The organism is Paenibacillus sp. ALE3 (genome assembly GCF_054113405.1).
In genome coordinates, this window is sequence record NZ_CM134214.1 from 4,412,700 (window position 1) to 4,429,419 (window position 16,720).

Below are 16,720 nucleotides of genomic sequence, written 5' to 3' on the forward strand. Positions count from 1 at the left end.
AGCATTCACAATTTAAGGAAAAAAGTTATATGTGATACAAAACTGTTACAAATATATCTTGTAACAAAATGAACCACTTGTCAGAATTCGTCCTATTGAAAGTCGCATATTATGCGGCTTTTTTTGATTTATGAGGTCAAGTGTCGACAAAGAAATTTATAAAATTATGCTACTCAAGTCTCAAGACCCATTCACCAAATAATTTTAAAATTGAATAGATTGTTTCACAATCAACATTAATATGCGGCGAAGAGGGAATTTAATCGACCAGAAGAGGGCAGTTGTTCTCTCTCCTATTCAGACATCTTACAAAAGAAAAGCACGTTAAATTACTCAGTCGGAGGAATCACTATTTTGAGAAAGCTATCATTCTTTATTGCCATTATCATGTTAGGTACAATGTTGTCCGCTTGTTCTGCCATTACATCCACCTTGGATCAAGCGCCTGCAGGCGTTACGTCCGGCGAGAGCAAAGAAATCGAAAAATACAATGCGTATGTGAGGCTGAATAACTTGATGACAGGCAGAATCAATGAGGTTCTGGTTCATTATTTCGAGAAGTTCGGAGTTGATACACAGCCTGTAATCGAGAAGAACTTCAGCTTCATCATGCTCGGCGTTGCTGAAACTGAGCGGGAAGTTGTTGATAAAGCGAACAGCTATACCGCAAGCCAACCTGCTTTTTCGAACGCAGACCCCGTAGTGATCAAACTGACACCGGTCATCAATGATCTGTTGTCCGTCCTGGACGAAATGAAAGTCTACTATGATACAAAAGGCTACGTGGATGATGATTTCGCAAAAGGAAAACAGCTGCATGCCAAGCTTGTAAGTGCCAATCTCGCTTACGAGACTGTCGCCAAACAATACTTCACGGCTTTGCAAAAATTGGGTAACGAGCAGCGTCTGGCCGAACTGCAAAAACTCAAGGATTCAGACCAGCAGATCAGGTATAATGCCTTGAAGTTCATGATAGATGCCGAGGCTACGGCCATTGAAATGGATGAGCAGGGAATCACCGCCGACAATGTGCTGCAACTTGATATGACGAAGTTTAAAGCCAAATACGACATTATGACCGCAGATCTGAGTACGCTCATGACAATCTCAAAAGACAAGAAACGAGTTCAAAAAGAAGGGATTAACAGCTTCAGTATCGAGAGCTATGTTGATTCAGCCACTGAGGCAAAAGCGGCCGCTTCGAAAATCATTGAACGCATCAATAAGAAGGAACCTGTATCTGATTCTGATCTGAACGGCCAGTTCCTGAACACTACGGATGGCACACCTGAGAATTTCAATTATAAGCTAAGCAAGGCAGTCGAACGATATAATGAAATAAATTAAGCGTATCGTGGATAAGGCTGTAGCAACGATTCTAGGGAAAGAAAAGCAATGGTGGAGAGGTGAAGAGGTTAACAAGATTGCCGTCGGGATCGCGAAACAGAACGGCACGGTTCCCCCACCGCATTGTGGTAGGTTCCTTTACCCACTCATCGACAAACGGCTTCAAGCGCTCGTATTCGGCATCGACATCGTGGACGTGGAACTCGATGATGACAGTGTGATTGTCGGTCGCCACTGCCGAACATATACAAAAACACTACTGACAACAGTATATCAGTAGCGTTTATGAAGAAACCATAGGGAAAGAGTGATATGACTGCACTAATAGGATACGTTAGTTCAATGGAACAGTGACAGTCTAGGACTTTATTTCGTATTATTAGGTCAACCAAAAATTTGGTTGGCCTATTTTAATAGGTGTTTTAAGATGACGATAGCCGGGAAGAACTAGGTGGTTTTAGGGAAATAAATAACCCCGTCAAGAAAACTGTTCTCCCACTATCACCAACGACCATGTTTGAGCTGGTTGGGGCATGCGATCCCGTATAACAAGCGAAGCTATGAGGTTGGAATCATCGTGGGCTCGTTTCATTTCTCATACGAGAAGAAATTGAACATCTCATTGTGAATCCCTTGCAATCTAAGCGAGCACGCGGGACTACGTTACGCAAAGTTAAAACAGATGCAGCAGACGCTTGGCACTTAGATGAAATGTTCTACCGCGGCGATTTAAAGCCGCACCGGGCATGGCATGAAGCTCATACGGAGATTCAAAATGTGACCAGACAGCATGAATTTATAACATCATTATATGTGCAGGCCAAGCTAAATACTCGGGCTTTGTTTGATCAGGTATTTCCCGAATATGAACCTGTATTTTATGACCTTTACTCGGTAACGGCTCTAAAAGTCCTACAAGCTTGGCTTCAGGGTAAGGTCAAAAATGCCTCTCAATCTTTGTTTGAACATGCCCGGCTCTCTCACTCTAGGAAGTGGATTAACGATAGAGCAGAGCTGCTAGACATAGCGCTGAAGCAAAAAGCCAAGGTCAACCGAAGCATCTCTCAACATTCCGTTTTAGAAGGAATGATTACCTTATTACTTGCTTTTCAGTCTCAACTCGAAATATTAGAGACACAAATGGGGAAAATTTCCGTAAATCAGCTTATACATCACATATACACCATACTTAGTAAAAACGAGCCCTATCGTCCGTAAAATTACCATATTACCATATTAATCCAGAAACTTTCTGTAGGAGCAGAGGGTTTCTTAGTCATGCCTCTAAATGGGGTCCAGCCAATATTTTAACGAAAATATACGCTAAGGGAGCATAAAAAACGGGCTTTTCTTACTCTAAGTCGTTGTCCACTATACATTATTAGCGGTCATCAGTATGCCGAAAAACGGTTCGTTACGTCCGCTAAGGTCATCAGGTACGACGAAAATGCATGTCCGATAAAGCTAAGCATAAAAACGGTCAAAATGTTGGCGCTACCCCTTATACCAAAACTGGTCCTCTATAAATTCTAAAGCATCCCGGTTTTGGACAGTAAACCGGGCACTCATAGAATGAATCGTGTTGATACGTTTGCATAGATCATCCGGATTCCAGCGTGAGAGTAAGATCTTTGGGATCACCACGCATGCCTCCAAGAGGATTCGCACGATAAATGCCTGAAAACGCCAGACGGTTGACCAAGAGCAGACTCCATGCAGCCTCGAACATCATCTATGTTCATATTTTCACTACCCCTATTTATTATCATTTTAGGGGTGAATGACCAATTACATTATGAACGTTCCCCATCTAGGTTTCCCCTTATGCAGAAGATCATGGAAATGAGAAGAAGCACCAATGGTACTGCCGCGCATATGATCATTCCAAAATACCCCGTTACTATACCAAAGTTATCTATTTGAATAAAATTTTGAGGATAGATGCTGACGGCAAATATGATAATTAACGGAAGATAAAAAATGTATCCGTTCCACTTTTGGGTGAGCTGGCTGATCCCGGCTACAAGATAGAAATAATAATTTGAGGCGGTCATGAAAATTTTGATTGTCCACAAAATGATAAAAAATATTTCAAACCGTTCCAGGAACGCACCGGGGAATTCAATTTGCTGCGCAAAAGAAACGACCGGCCATTGCAATTGGGAAACTTCTTCTACCGACATACAGCCAACGACCATCGTTACCATCATGACATACAAAGCCATTGCAATCGAGTAGCCGATCCCCCCCGCTTTCCATGCTTTTTGTGGATTGACCATAAAATTAGTTAATATGAGCATGGATTCAAAACCCAGCGTCGAAAAAGGTACAACTTTAAGAGATTTGAGGATCGGCCCCCACCCTTGATGGAAAACAGGGCGCAAATTATCAATGTCAAAATGATTGATATTGAGAATGATCAGCAATAAATAAACAATAAAGGTTAAGGGAAAGAAAAGCTCGACCAAGCGAACCATCGCATGAAGACCGCCCGAGGTCAAATAACCAATAAGCAGAAGAAACGGCAAGAGAATCATGCTTACCGGAGTTCTCTCCAATGCAAGGGCTTTGAGGAATTCTGCCATCATTCTGGATACAAGAGAGCAGATCATCACGCAATATACCATGAACGCAATATTGATGAAAAGGCTGATAAATTTACCTGCAATCACAGAATTGAGCTCATAAAACGTCTTCCCTGGAAATCGCCGACACAATTTCACGTTGATAAAAACGACGCCGACACCAAACAGACTTGCCAGCAAAAGCCCCTGCCACACGTCAGGCGTTTGCGTCTGTTCCGTGATGGTTCGTGGTAAACTGACAATTCCCACAGCGTACACGGTCGAAGTTACTGTTAATAGAGCTTGTATAGTAGAAATTTCATCCTGTTTCATGGAAGGTATGTTGGGCATTACGCTCCCTCTCCTTTTGTATAAGCACCTGTTCGTTTAATCTGTACTTCAACCCGAACGTCGATCGGTATTTCACTGAATGTATCCTGCCAATTGTCTTTTACACGATCCCAGTAGGCGGGATAGTTCACTTTTACCTTTGAGCCGAAGCCGGCTACGTCTGCTTTCATTTCTTTCTGGAGCTTGCTTAATGATTGGAGCACGATCTTTTTGATCTCATCTTGCACCGTTTCTTTAGCGGTTCGGATGAACGGTTCCTTCAAGAACTCCGAAGAAATAACCGAGTTTTCGTTTAGTTTGACAGCTGTTTTGATACGAACCGTGAATGAGAGAGCCTCCCCTTTGACGTGAGGGATAAGTTTGCTATGGGTATCCTCAACTTCATCCTGATAACACTTCTATCACACACGCCTCAAGATCTGTTCCTTCTTTCGCATTGATTGTAAAAGCCGCCTGCTGTACCAATTCTTCCTTCAGTTGTTCCAGATTAACCTGAGAGCGGCCTTCACGGATTCCCGTTTGTCCCACATCCATTTTTTTGAAGACGACATCAGGAAGATGATCCAGGATCTTTTTTAGATGATCTAATTTCGCCTCGAGTAATCTTGCCATGACGATGACGGTCCCCCTTCAAAAAACTTAAATCATGATATACATGTAATATGTGTAAAATAGTGATAAATATTCATGGGGAAGAACAGGGGTCTATCGTGTTCGGCGATGAGTAGATACTAGAACCAGAGGGACTCTCTTTGAGTATCAGTAAGCAAAAAAACGAACACCAGATGGTGTCCGTTGTTGGTCATACATATGGAGGCGAGGGTACTCTCGTCGAGCGATTCCGTGAAGCTAATCCCTTTTAGCTGCTCATTAAATTCCCGAATTGTTCTGTCGTTCCGTTTGGTTCAACAGTAGGATTTCTGTTTAATGCAATTGGCAAACATTTTGATTTTTGGCGAGTAACACCAATCACAAAAGATGCATCCTTTTCAACCTTGCCGTTCAACATAGGAGTATATCCTGTACTAGTTTCACTCATGGTGTACTTGATCAAAAAATGAAAAAAAAGCCCATTTCTTACGGTATTGCATTTGTACTAGTTTACTTATATATAGTGGTTTTGAAATGGGCAGAGAAATAGACGAATCTCCAAGCCAAGCGATAGCACAATAGAAGCAGTGACAGCCTAGTCTTTCGACTTGCGGGTCACTGCTTTCTTGAGTGGGAGTCAAATAAATGGAATTTGATACTCGACCTATTAGACGATCATACCGTTCAGTTTATAGAAAAATATGCCATCCCCTTGGCGTATTTTTTCGTTATTGGTGGAACCCCTTGACAAACATTAGCTGGTTTTCTCGTCCTAGGTTGTCGCTGTTTCAATTTCTAGGCCCAGTATAATACTTTATTTTTTGCTGACAGTTATATTATTAACATCAGTTCTCTTTTTGCTTTGCATAATATTCGTTGATCAGATCCAGGAATACCTTGGGAAACGCCAAGGTGGACATATCTGCCTCGCTGATCCAGCGGTACCCCGCCGGCAGCGCATTATGTGCGTGCTCCACCTGCTCAGCCAGCGCAATCAACGCACCTGGCTTCGCCGCGGCGCTGTAGCTGGCCCGCTGCTCGGCAGCCAGCGGCTGTTCGCCCGCCTGCCCGGCAGGGGCGGCGACCTCTTCACACTGGAACACACGCAGGTTCCAATGAATGTGGCTGAACGTGTGCTCTGCCTCACGTACAAACCTCACCGGGCGCGCTTGTACGCCCTCAGCCAACAAATGAGCTGCCAGGTGATCCATGGCTGGCTCATCTGGCACCGGACCGTTGTAGCCCTCCGGTCCGGCAAGCTCGTGCGGCAGCTCCCACATGCGGGCCAACAGGCCCTTGGTCGGGCGCTGGCGCACAAGCAGGCGGCCTGCGTTGGCACCGCTACCCTCGATAAGGGCGACGGAGCGCGGCTCCAGCCGCGGCGGCTTCGCTTTTGTTTTGACTGGCAGCGTCTCCTCGCGGCCTGCCAGCCTACCCGAGCAATGCTCCATGACCGGGCAGGTCAGACAATGAGGCGACTTTGGCGTGCAGACCAGCGCCCCCAGCTCCATCAACGCCTGATTAAAATCAGAGGCCCTCCCTTCGGGAATCAGCTCCCTGACCAAACTTTCCATATGCGCTCGCGTGCTGCCCTTCATAATATCCTCTTCAATGAGGAAATAACGCGACAGCACACGCATCACATTCCCGTCTACAGCAGGCTCTGGTCGATTAAAGGCAATGCTCATAATCGCCCCCGTCGTGTATGGGCCTACACCTTTTAGTGCCGCCACAGCCTGCGTATCATCCGGCACCTGCCCGCCGTGAAGCTCAACTACCTGCTTCGCCGCCGTTTGCAAATTCCGGGCCCGCGAATAATACCCCAGCCCTTCCCACAGCTTGAGCACATCCTCCTCGGGCGCTTCCGCCAGCGCTTCAATCGTCGGAAAACGTGCAATAAAGCGATTAAAATACGGAATGACCGTATCGACACGTGTCTGCTGAAGCATAATTTCCGAAATCCAGATATAAAAAGGATTGCGATGGCGGCGCCACGGCAAGTCGCGTTTGTTACGTGTATACCAATTCAACAGTTCAAAACTGAAGTAACGCTTTTGTTCCAATGTATTTGTAGTCATCCCATCACGTCTCCTTATATTCCACAATCACAAAAGCAGAGGCAATGTTAGGCTGATGTGTAATACTCAAGTGAATGCTGTAATTCGAGTCACCCGTATTCGGTAATCTCAGTCGATCCCACGCAGACGAAGACAAATAAACTACGGGCTTCCCCCCCGGTTCAGGTAAAATATCCATATCGCTGAATCCAATGATTTGTCCAATTCCACAACCGAAGGCTTTCGTTATCGCTTCCTTGGCAGCAAAGCGCCCTGCTACGAACTCCGCTAGCCTCCCCTTGCGTTCCACTGCAAGCTCGCGTTCTGCCGGGGTTAACACCCGATTCAAAAATGCATCTGCATACTTACCTGCCAAAATATGAGCCATACGGCTTATTTCCAGCACATCATGTCCAATTCCGTAGATCATTTGGGTATTCCCCGCCCTTTTTTTACTTTACTGGATCTATTGTAACAGTGCGTCCACACCCTGGCGAGTCGCAAAGGCGTAAAAGCGTCACCAAAATATGTTAAAATGAGAGAAGCAATCAGTGAATGCTTGAAATTCGCGGATATGCCGGTTTAAAAAACTCCCTTAGAAAGGAAGGATAGGATGTCAGAAACGATTGTGGTTGAAGCAGGTACCGATGCAGGAACAGATGCGGTGATCCGTGCCTCTTGGTTTCCCGCTAAAAATACGGCCAAGAGCCTGCTCATCATCGCTCATGGCTACAAAGGATTTAAGGATTGGGGGATGTTCCCCTTTATAGCAGAAGCATTAAGTATAGATAACCATGTAGTAACCTTCAACTTTTCACATAATGGCATAGGCGAGGATCTGGAGAATTTTACCGAGCTGGAAAAGTTCGCACGTAACACCTATAGCCGCGAACAAGAGGATTTGGAACTATTGCTGTCCAATCTGAGAGCACGCCATGAATTCAGAGAATTGCCGTTGTTTCTGTTAGGACATAGCCGAGGTGCGGGAAGCTGCTTTGTATATGCTCTAGATCATCCCGGCGAGATTGCTGGCGTCATTTCATGGAATGGCGTAACGGATCTTGATCTGTTTACTTTACCGCAAAAAGAAGAAATGCGTGCCAAGGGACGCAGCTATGTGCAGAACGCCAGAACCGGACAACAGCTTCCGCTGGATGCTGTCATTCTGGACGACCTGGAGCATAACCGCCAGCGTTTTGCCATTATAGACAGGCTTGCCAATAGCCAGCTCCCAGCTGTGCTTATCCAGGGAACCGAAGACTCCAAACGTCTACGGGAAGGCTCTGCCCAGCTCACCTCCGTTCGTCCCGACATCGAGTGGGTACAAATTCAAGGTGGCAATCATACCTTTAACACCGTTCATCCCTTCCAGGGAGGCAGTCTTCAACTGGATCAGGCGATTACCGAAACCCGCCGCTTCATTGACTGGATCACCAATTAGACAATAGCCCCTTCAATACAAACGGCGATCCGCCGGGCGGATCGCCGCATTTATTTAGTTTAGCATTTTACAATTCCAAAATGATTCATGCTTACACGCCCGGAATGCTTGTCCGCTTATGTGCTGTACGTGTAAAATAGCTTTCCAGCTTTTCGCGGGCTGCGGAGTCAATTTCCTTGCCTTCCAGATAGTCGCTGTTTGCTTCATAGGAGATCCCCAGTTCCTTTTCATCCGTCTGGCCTTCCCACAATCCTGCTGTAGGCGCTTTGTCCAAAATAGCCTGTGGAACTCCAAGATAGCTGGCTAGCAAACGTACCTGACGTTTGTTGAGCGTGCTGAGTGGCGTAATATCGACCGCACCATCGCCCCATTTGGTATAAAAGCCTGTAATGGCTTCTGAAGCGTGATCTGTACCCACAACGAGCAGGTTCAGTTCATTCGCAAGTGCGTACTGAACCACCATTCGTGTTCTTGCCTTTACATTTCCTCTCACTTGCGGAGTAATGGAACGTTCCAGACCCATATCCTTTAATGCATGCTCCACTTCCACGGCAACCTCGTCCACGGCTTCCTTAATGTTCGTTTCCCCGGCATATTTCAGGTTGAACGCTTTAGCCACCGCGTAGCTATGCTCTATATCTTCCTGTTGACCATAAGGCTGGAAAACACCCAGCGTTTTGTATTCTTGTCCTTGCTCCTGCGTCAACTCATCTGTAGCCTGCTTGCACAAGGCGGCTGCTACGGCACTGTCAATCCCGCCACTGATGGCGATCAACAGCCCTTTGCTTCCTGTTTTTGTTACGTACGACTTGAGGAAATCCACACGCTTGCGGACCTCCGCCTCTACGTTGATCGTAGGCTGTACTCCCAATTCAGCAATAATCTGTTCCTGCAAACTCATCAGATAAGCACCTCTTTTTTAGGAATTTCCTTCACAAGCCAACACGCAAAAGCCCCGGCAAGTTTCGCAGGCGAAAAATGCGGGGCATAGCTTGAACGGTCTTACCGGCAAAAACGGTCAAATGCACTGGTTAAATCAGCAGCAATCTGATCTGCCGAGCGATCTTCAATCTGATGACGCTCGATAAAGTAAACCAGTTCGCCGTCTTTCAGCAGCGCGATCGAAGGGGAAGATGGCGGATACGGTGCGAAAAATTCGCGAGCCTTCGCCGTTGCTTCCTTATCCTGTCCCGCAAAAACCGTATACAGATGATCCGGCGTAATATCATGCTTCAGCGCTTCAGCTATACCCGGGCGGCATTGGCCTGCGGCACAACCGCATACCGAGTTCACAACTACCAGCACTGTACCTTTAGCATCAGGCAGCTTGGCCTCCACATCTTCAGAAGTACGCAGTTCCTGAATCCCAAGATTCGTCAGTTCATCGCGCATAGGCTGAACTGAATCTCTCATATATTGATCGAAAGACATAGACATATTCTTTCACTCCTTTTCACTAAATCATGTATACTACGTTTCCTAGTTTCATCCTGTGCCGTAGTAAAGGCATGGACATCTAAAGCCCATTATACAATCTTTTTCACGTAATTTGCAAAAAATCCGGTTACATCTTTGCACAATTATTTCTGTATCGAATTTATGACAGGAGGCTCAGAATGCTCCCGATAAGTCGGAATGGTTCTGCGCAAACGGACTTTAAACTGTGTGCCCATTCCCTCCACCGATTCTACGGCAATCGTACCGTGATGACGCTCCACTATACTTTGACATAAGGCCAGACCCAAACCTGTACCTTTCGTTTTGGTTGTGTAAAAAGGCTGGAACAGCTTCTCAAGCTGTTTTGGCGGAATTCCCGGACCTGTATCCCTTACTTCCAGTTCGATAAAATCCCCTTCCTCATGAGTAGAAATGGTCAGCACGCCCTTTTCCCCCATAGCTTCCATCGCATTACGCGATAAATTAAGCAGCAATTGCTTGATCTCTTTAGGGTTCAGATGCAGCATCGTTACATGATCCTCCAGCTTTAACTCGATTGTCTGTCCCCTCAGGTTCGCATCTGCCCACAATAGAGGTGTTAGTTCACGAATGATATCATGCAGATGACACTGCTCCTTCTCGACAATCCGATTCTGGGCCAGGGAAAGAAAATCATTAATAATTCCATTCGCCCGATCCAGCTCCTCCATTACGATACGGTAGTAATGGCCTAGGGAATCAGGGCTTTTCTCGCGCATAAGCTGTAAAAAACCGCGCACAACCGCCATCGGATTACGTATTTCATGAGTAATGCCCGCTGCCATCTGTCCGACCAGACTGAGCCTCTCGAAATTGCCCAGCTCACTGCGGAGCGTCTCCAGCTCTGTGATGTCCTGCAAGGCGATAATGACGCCTGTGGTTTGATTCATATGTTTATCCCGAAAAGGGAGGAAACTTGAAAAGAATACTTTAGGGGGTACATTTATAAAATCAGCGCCTGCTTCGCCTTCCAATGCTTTTGCAACTCGTTCGTTGACTACAGGCGAAGCGCTAAAACCGTACAACGAGTTTAAGGGACGGCCTACGACCTCAGGCAGCGTAATAAAGGGATCGAAGTCCCGGTAGAGTTCCAGCATCGTTTTGTTCATATGTATAACTCGTTTTTCGCTGTCCAAAGTAACAAGAGATAACGGCATCAAATCCATGACTTGACGCAGCTTATCCACTTCGATTAAATATTTGCTCGTAAATTCAGTAACATCACGCCGTAGCGTCAGTTTCTCAAAGGAATTATGCATTAGACTTACGACCGCAAAACTTGCCAACACACCTACAGCAATATTCCAAAACGTAGTAAGCAGATCAGGAATGTATACTGAAATGTTCTGTTTGCCCCATAATAACGGTAATAAAGCCTTAAGCAGCATATCAGCCACAACATATGTGAAAATTACGAGCTTTTTGTCCAACAATGTTCCTCTTTGAAAAAACTTGACATGCAGTAGCATAAAAGGAAAAAGGATAAAAGCAGTGCCCACATACATTGGGGACATCTCTATCGACTGCGCTATAATTAGGACACCCGTCAATGCAGAAGCAGCGAGTACAAAGGAAGTGCGACGTGTACCGTACATGACGCCCACAGTAAGGGGAATAATACCGAGATTGGAAGGTAGGCCATATGGAGGCTGGTATTGAAAGAGCGAACATAGCAATATGGCTGGCAAGCAACACAAATAAAGTATTCCTTGATGAGGTCCGGGAAGCAGATGGCCTGCCCAAACCTTTTTCTTGTCTCCATAATCCGTTAATATAGAGAAAAAACCCGCCGATATAACGGCAAGGAGAACTTGGAGCACACTTTCCTTTAACGCAATTAACAAGGACTTCTCCCCCTCATCATCTTTCCTTGACGCCGTTAGTTGAATTAAAGCACAGGCTACAATATATTACAATATATGTGTTAAAATCCCGGTGTAGAACGACAAATTCTGCTAAATACCGGATATATATAAGAGGATCGTTTTTACGTTTTTTTACTTACTCCTATAAAATAGAAGATATGCACAGCTACTGTGCTCAGAGTCTATCTAAAGAGACGGGATTACGATATGATGGAAAATTTGTTACGTGATTCTGAATTTTTTGAAAATTTGTCGACGAAAAGGAAGAGGTTTATGACTTACGACGTTATTGTGATCGGAGGCGGCTCAGCCGGCTTAATGGCCGCGGCGGCTGCTAGTGGCGAGGGCGCCAAGGTGCTTTTAGTGGAAAAGGGAAGTAAACTCGGACGAAAGCTGGGAATCTCCGGCGGAGGTCGCTGCAATGTCACGAACGCAAAAGAGCTGGATGAACTCATTCGCCACATTCCCGGCAATGGCCGTTTTCTGCACAGTGCCCTGGCTGCTTTCGGCAATCGGGATATCATCGCCTTCTTTGAACAACTAGGTATAGCCTTAAAGGAAGAAGACAACGGGCGTATGTTTCCAGTAACGGACAAAGCCAAAACAGTAGTCGACGCTTTGATTAATAAGGTACGCTCTCAAGGAGTCGAAATTCGGACAAGCTGTCCTGTTCAAGAGGTGATTTACAAAGAAGGTCATACGGCTGGCGTACGATTGCGTTCCGGTGAAATGCTGCGTAGCCGTAACGTCATTGTTGCTGTCGGTGGCAAGTCCGTCCCGCATACAGGCTCGGAAGGCGACGGCTATGCATGGGCAGAGCAAGCAGGGCATACCATTACGGAACTATACCCAACAGAGGTCCCGCTAACGTCAGGCGAGACGTTCATCCAGAAAAAAGAGCTTCAGGGGCTCTCCTTACGAAACATCAGCCTGACCGTATGGAATGCGAAACATAAGAAGGTTGTCGTTCATGAAGGAGATATGATTTTCACACATTTTGGTTTGTCTGGTCCAACTGCTTTGCGTTGCAGTCAGTTTGTCGTCAAGGAAATGAAAAAAGATAAGGTAAACACGGTGTTATTAACTCTCGATTTACAGCCTCATAAACATGCTGATGAAGTCTACCATGAGACGCTGGAACTGGCATCGGTCGATGCAAAAAAGGCGATCAAAAACGTACTTAAGTCTTATTTACCGGAACGCATGATTCCGTTACTGCTTCAGCAAGCTGAACTGCGTGAAGATTTGACCTATGATCATATTCCCAAGCAGCAATGGCAAGAACTCGCCCAGCGAATCAAGGCGTTTCCCATTCGTGTGAATGGTACGCTCTCGCTGAAAGAAGCATTTGTTACCGGGGGCGGTGTGAACTTGAAGGAAATTAATCCGAAAACAATGGAATCCAAGCTGATGCCTGGATTGTTTTTCTGCGGTGAGATTCTGGATATTCACGGCTACACTGGAGGCTATAATATTACGGCTGCGTTTACGACAGGGCATACAGCAGGGACGCAAGCGGCTTTAAACGAGATGCTGTAGGAGTGGGAGGCACTAGCGTAGGCATTGATCTTATGATCGCTGGCCCTTCTCCAGATTCAAATCCTCCGCTGCGCTACAAACCGCCATTACAACCGCAATTTTTAAGAAAAATAGGAATTTAAAAGACTTAAATCAGTTGTATTGCTGATTTAAGTCTTTTTTTTGAGTAATCGCGTATTGAACAAACTCCATCTTGTTTTAACGTTTACCGCTATTCCTAAACCTCAATAATGATAGGTAAAATCATAGGTCTTCTCTTGGTTTGGCTGTAAATAAACTGACCCACATTATCCTTTAACATCTGCTTAATCAAGCCCCACTGACTCATTTCGATTTCTGTTAACTCGTTCACTGTGGCCATAATCGTGTCTCGAATCTGATTCATCAGCTCTTCGGAATCCTTAACAAATACAAAGCCTCTTGATATGACTTCTGGCGTTGCAAGCATTTGCTTTTCGTTTTTACTCAAAGTCATCACAATAATCAGCATTCCGTCTGAGGCAAGTTTTTTACGGTCCCGCAGTACAATATTGCCCACATCACCAGTTACCAGCCCGTCTACCAGGCTATTGCCGGATGGTACTTTGGGACCCAGGGATGCCCTTCCCTCTGCGATTTGAATTGTCTCTCCGTTTTGGACAATAAATACGTTTTCCATAGGAATACCGACTGATTCTGCTAGCTGACGATGCTGATGCAGCATTCTGAATTCACCATGTATAGGAATTAAATACTGGGGTTTCATCAGGGTCATCATTAATTTTAACTCTTCTTGGCTGCCATGACCGGATACGTGCATCCCCGTAGCGCTGCCTGATCCATAAATAACGTTAGCGCCCAGTACGTACAAGTTATCGATGACTTGGGAAAGGTTTCGCTCATTTCCCGGTATCGCTCCCGCAGCAATGATGACGGTATCCCCAGGCAATATTTCGATTTTGGGATGCAGGGAATTAGCTAAACGGGACAATGCAGCCATCGGTTCACCCTGACTTCCTGTACATAAAACTGCAATTTTTTCTGCAGGATATCGCTCCGTTTCTCCAGCCTCAATCAACAAATCCTCGGGCATGTGCAAGAAGCCCAACTCTTTAGCCACCGTTACCACATTTACCATGCTGCGTCCGAGTAAGACCAGTTTGCGGCCTGTTTCCACAGCAGCGTCAATGACCTGCTGGACACGATTCACATTGGAAGCGAACGTGGAGATAAATACCTGCTGCTTGGCTCGAGCGAATGCATCCAGAATGTGCCCGCCAACCAAGCGTTCTGAAGGCGTAAATCCTGGTCTTTCCGCATTCGTACTTTCGGAGAGAAGCACCTTAACCCCTTTCTTTCCGATTTCAGCCATGCGATGAAGATCCGGAAAAGGTCCGCTGACAGGAGACATATCAAATTTGAAATCCCCGGTATGGACCACATTTCCTTCCGGTGTCTGAAAAAAGACGCCCAAGCAATCTGGGATACTGTGGACAGTAGTGAAAAAGGATGTCTGAATCTTCCCCACATCAATGGTAGAATCCGCATCTATAAGATGAAGCTCGGCATCACGTAAAAGATTATGTTCCTTTAGCTTAATCTTAATTAATTCGATGGTGAGCTTTGTCCCGAATACCGGAATGTTGATCTGCTTCAGTAAATAAGGAATGCCCCCGATGTGATCCTCATGTCCATGGGTTACAATGAGCGCTCTAACTTTATCCTGATTCTCCAGCAGATAGGTGACATCCGGTACAATGAGGTCAATACCAGGCAAATTTTCATTGGGAAACTTGGAGCCACAATCAATGACGACAATATCCTGATCGTATTGGATGAAATACATATTTTTCCCAATCTCATTAACACCGCCTAGAGCAGCAATGAGTAATCTGTTATCAGCAAGCATCAGTTTATTTCCTCCTTAGGAAAATGCTATCCATATTATTTATTTTCCGCGTAAACTTATGCACCATATTGGGAAAGAAATGAGTAGCCTTCCTAAATAAGAGGACTTGTTTCACAAACACAAAAAGAAACCCTTGTCTCTAACAGACAGGGGCCCTCACTTGATTGATTAGATACCCACCGCAGCCGATATCGCAGCAAAAATAGCAGCTATCAGCCATAGGATCGGGAATAGTTTGAAGATTACCTTCAGCCACTGTCCAAAGCTGATCCGGGCAATGGCCAATCCTGCCAGCAGCACTCCACCTGTCGGTGAAATGAGATTGGTTAACCCGTTACCAAATTGGTACGCTGTGACTACGGCTTCACGATTAATGCCTACAAGATCACCAAGCGGTGCAAGTACAGGCATGGTTAGTGCAGCTTCCCCCGAAGAAGAAGGAACGAGGAAAGTAATGATATTATGCGCAAGCAACATAATAGTCGTGAATAAATAACTTGGCAAACCTTCCAGAACGCTTGCAAGTGCATTCAATACGGTATCAATAATCATCCCCTGTTCTGCGATAATCAGAATTCCGCGGGCGAGGCCTATGATTACCGCAGCGTAGATAAATTCTCCGCATCCTTTAACAAAATTCTCAGCTATCTCCTTCTGACTCATTTTGGTGACAACCCCAACAAAAAGACCAAGGGCAAAGAAAAGGGCGCCGATCTCAGTCATATACCAGCCTTTGACCAAAATTCCCCAGACAATCGCTCCAAGCGTTACAATAAATCCACCTATAATTAATTTATCCCGGAATGTGAAGACGACGTCCTCGCCTGTGCTTTCCTTAATAAATTGCTCGCGGTTTATAATATCACTTTGAAACACGAGGGATTTCTCCGGATTTCGCTTCACCCGGTGCGCATACCACATCGTAAAAACAATAGAAATCATCGTAAATACAAGCCATTCGATAAATCTCAGCCAGAGCTGAGGATTCCCCTCCACTCCTGCGATTCCTTGGGCAATTAACACTGAAAATGGATTCACAGTCGAACCAACATAGCCAATTTGCGTTCCCAGAAATAAAATAAGAATCGCTGTCATAGAGTCGAAACCCAAGGCAAACATCAACGGAATGAAAATCGCATAAAGTGGAATAATTTCTTCACTCATCCCAAAGGTAGAACCTCCGAGACTGAAGATAACCATAGCAATGGGAATAAGCAAAATCCCTTTATTCTTCAACCGCCTGGCAAGAGCTGTCAGCGCACGATCAATGGCACCTGTCTGCAGAATAATACCGAAGGAGCCGCCTACAATAAGAACAAAAGAGACGACATCGGCGGCATTGATAATCCCCTCAATAGGAGCGCTAAGGATCTGAGGGATTCCCTGTCTTAAATCGCCGTTCTCCCCTGTTTTGGGTACAGAGTGATAGGTTCCTGAAACGATTGCCGTTTTGGTCACACCGTTCACTGTCACTTCATGACGCTCAAATTGACCGCTGGGTACAACCCATGTCAACGCGGCGACTGTAATAATAATCAAGAATATTAAGGTATAACTATGGGGCAAGGATAATTTCCATTTCTTATTCGTGATGTTCATGT

13 protein-coding genes and 3 pseudogenes are annotated in these 16,720 nt (G+C 45.5%); 4 read left to right on the forward strand and 12 right to left on the reverse strand.

Translation table 11 applies throughout. The features are described 5' to 3' along the window. Positions 1 to 354 precede the first annotated feature (354 nt). Positions 355 to 1,347 (forward strand): YiiG family protein, encoded by a 993-nt coding sequence (locus ACXHJ2_RS19590; protein ID WP_165082913.1) that lies wholly within the window; start codon positions 355 to 357, stop codon positions 1,345 to 1,347. A gap of 31 nt (positions 1,348 to 1,378) precedes the next feature. Here the strand turns inward: ACXHJ2_RS19590 and ACXHJ2_RS19595 are convergent. Beyond that, positions 1,379 to 1,588 (reverse strand): annotated as a pseudogene (locus ACXHJ2_RS19595) (VOC family protein); the annotation flags it as partial. 344 nt (positions 1,589 to 1,932) lie between these two features. On the opposite strand from ACXHJ2_RS19595, the pseudogene ACXHJ2_RS19600 reads away from it, so the two are divergent. After that, a pseudogene (locus ACXHJ2_RS19600) lies at positions 1,933 to 2,565 on the forward strand (IS110 family transposase); the annotation flags it as partial. Between the two features lie 575 nt (positions 2,566 to 3,140). On the opposite strand, the gene ACXHJ2_RS19605 reads toward ACXHJ2_RS19600, so the two are convergent. The 6 genes and pseudogenes from ACXHJ2_RS19605 to acpS form a co-directional block, all read right to left on the reverse strand. Beyond that, positions 3,141 to 4,244, reverse strand: coding sequence for a GerAB/ArcD/ProY family transporter (locus tag ACXHJ2_RS19605; RefSeq protein ID WP_457874294.1), 1,104 nt, complete (start codon positions 4,242 to 4,244; stop codon positions 3,141 to 3,143). Positions 4,245 to 4,261: 17 nt separating this feature from the next. Beyond that, positions 4,262 to 4,630: pseudogene (locus tag ACXHJ2_RS19610) on the reverse strand (Ger(x)C family spore germination C-terminal domain-containing protein); the annotation flags it as partial. Positions 4,631 to 4,643: 13 nt separating this feature from the next. Then, entirely contained in the window at positions 4,644 to 4,874 is a 231-nt protein-coding gene (locus ACXHJ2_RS19615; RefSeq protein WP_014599466.1) for a hypothetical protein, read from the reverse strand. A gap of 247 nt (positions 4,875 to 5,121) precedes the next feature. After that, a complete protein-coding gene (locus tag ACXHJ2_RS19620; protein WP_238791639.1) occupies positions 5,122 to 5,301 on the reverse strand; it encodes a hypothetical protein in 180 nt (59 codons plus the stop codon). A gap of 397 nt (positions 5,302 to 5,698) precedes the next feature. Beyond that, positions 5,699 to 6,931 (reverse strand): A/G-specific adenine glycosylase, encoded by a 1,233-nt coding sequence (gene mutY, locus ACXHJ2_RS19625; RefSeq protein WP_165082919.1) that lies wholly within the window; start codon positions 6,929 to 6,931, stop codon positions 5,699 to 5,701. A 4-nt stretch (positions 6,932 to 6,935) separates the two neighbouring features. Then, positions 6,936 to 7,340, reverse strand: a complete 405-nt coding sequence (acpS, locus tag ACXHJ2_RS19630; RefSeq protein WP_045245121.1) for a holo-ACP synthase — start codon at positions 7,338 to 7,340, stop codon at positions 6,936 to 6,938. A 183-nt stretch (positions 7,341 to 7,523) separates the two neighbouring features. Between acpS and ACXHJ2_RS19635 the strand changes: the two genes are divergently transcribed. Further along, positions 7,524 to 8,351 carry an alpha/beta hydrolase family protein gene (locus ACXHJ2_RS19635; RefSeq protein WP_165082920.1) on the forward strand — a complete coding sequence of 276 codons (828 nt, stop codon included), beginning with the start codon at positions 7,524 to 7,526 and terminating at the stop codon, positions 8,349 to 8,351. A gap of 91 nt (positions 8,352 to 8,442) precedes the next feature. Here ACXHJ2_RS19635 and nadE read toward each other — a convergent pair whose 3' ends face one another. The 3 genes from nadE to ACXHJ2_RS19650 all read right to left on the reverse strand — a co-directional run bounded on the left by nadE (position 8,443) and on the right by ACXHJ2_RS19650 (position 11,671). After that, positions 8,443 to 9,252 carry an ammonia-dependent NAD(+) synthetase gene (nadE, locus tag ACXHJ2_RS19640; RefSeq protein ID WP_165082922.1) on the reverse strand — a complete coding sequence of 270 codons (810 nt, stop codon included), beginning with the start codon at positions 9,250 to 9,252 and terminating at the stop codon, positions 8,443 to 8,445. 101 nt (positions 9,253 to 9,353) lie between these two features. Beyond that, positions 9,354 to 9,788: a BrxA/BrxB family bacilliredoxin gene (locus ACXHJ2_RS19645; RefSeq protein ID WP_165082924.1), complete on the reverse strand. Its 435-nt coding sequence runs from the start codon at positions 9,786 to 9,788 to the stop codon at positions 9,354 to 9,356. A 143-nt stretch (positions 9,789 to 9,931) separates the two neighbouring features. After that, positions 9,932 to 11,671, reverse strand: coding sequence for a two-component system sensor histidine kinase NtrB (locus ACXHJ2_RS19650; RefSeq protein WP_165082926.1), 1,740 nt, complete (start codon positions 11,669 to 11,671; stop codon positions 9,932 to 9,934). A gap of 294 nt (positions 11,672 to 11,965) precedes the next feature. On the opposite strand from ACXHJ2_RS19650, the gene ACXHJ2_RS19655 reads away from it, so the two are divergent. Further along, positions 11,966 to 13,231, forward strand: a complete 1,266-nt coding sequence (locus ACXHJ2_RS19655; RefSeq protein ID WP_165082928.1) for a BaiN/RdsA family NAD(P)/FAD-dependent oxidoreductase — start codon at positions 11,966 to 11,968, stop codon at positions 13,229 to 13,231. A gap of 217 nt (positions 13,232 to 13,448) precedes the next feature. Here the strand turns inward: ACXHJ2_RS19655 and ACXHJ2_RS19660 are convergent, their stop codons facing one another. Both ACXHJ2_RS19660 and ACXHJ2_RS19665 read right to left on the reverse strand, forming a co-directional pair. Beyond that, positions 13,449 to 15,119 (reverse strand): ribonuclease J, encoded by a 1,671-nt coding sequence (locus tag ACXHJ2_RS19660; RefSeq protein WP_013369385.1) that lies wholly within the window; start codon positions 15,117 to 15,119, stop codon positions 13,449 to 13,451. Positions 15,120 to 15,287: 168 nt separating this feature from the next. Continuing rightward, positions 15,288 to 16,718 (reverse strand): YfcC family protein, encoded by a 1,431-nt coding sequence (locus ACXHJ2_RS19665; RefSeq protein WP_165082930.1) that lies wholly within the window; start codon positions 16,716 to 16,718, stop codon positions 15,288 to 15,290. Between the last annotated feature and the right edge of the window lie 2 nt (positions 16,719 to 16,720).

Excerpts from the sequence above, each read along its gene's own strand:
- ACXHJ2_RS19605 (WP_457874294.1), bottom strand. The coding sequence starts at position 4,244 with ATGAAACAGGATGAAATTTCTACTATACAAGCTCTATTAACAGTAACT.
- ACXHJ2_RS19615 (WP_014599466.1), bottom strand. The coding sequence starts at position 4,874 with ATGGCAAGATTACTCGAGGCGAAATTAGATCATCTAAAAAAGATCCTG.
- ACXHJ2_RS19620 (WP_238791639.1), bottom strand. The coding sequence starts at position 5,301 with ATGAGTGAAACTAGTACAGGATATACTCCTATGTTGAACGGCAAGGTT.
- mutY (WP_165082919.1), bottom strand. The coding sequence starts at position 6,931 with ATGACTACAAATACATTGGAACAAAAGCGTTACTTCAGTTTTGAACTG.
- acpS (WP_045245121.1), bottom strand. The coding sequence starts at position 7,340 with ATGATCTACGGAATTGGACATGATGTGCTGGAAATAAGCCGTATGGCT.
- ACXHJ2_RS19635 (WP_165082920.1), top strand. The coding sequence starts at position 7,524 with ATGTCAGAAACGATTGTGGTTGAAGCAGGTACCGATGCAGGAACAGAT.
- nadE (WP_165082922.1), bottom strand. The coding sequence starts at position 9,252 with ATGAGTTTGCAGGAACAGATTATTGCTGAATTGGGAGTACAGCCTACG.
- ACXHJ2_RS19645 (WP_165082924.1), bottom strand. The coding sequence starts at position 9,788 with ATGTCTATGTCTTTCGATCAATATATGAGAGATTCAGTTCAGCCTATG.
- ACXHJ2_RS19655 (WP_165082928.1), top strand. The coding sequence starts at position 11,966 with ATGACTTACGACGTTATTGTGATCGGAGGCGGCTCAGCCGGCTTAATG.
- ACXHJ2_RS19660 (WP_013369385.1), bottom strand. The coding sequence starts at position 15,119 with ATGCTTGCTGATAACAGATTACTCATTGCTGCTCTAGGCGGTGTTAAT.
- ACXHJ2_RS19665 (WP_165082930.1), bottom strand. The coding sequence starts at position 16,718 with ATGAACATCACGAATAAGAAATGGAAATTATCCTTGCCCCATAGTTAT.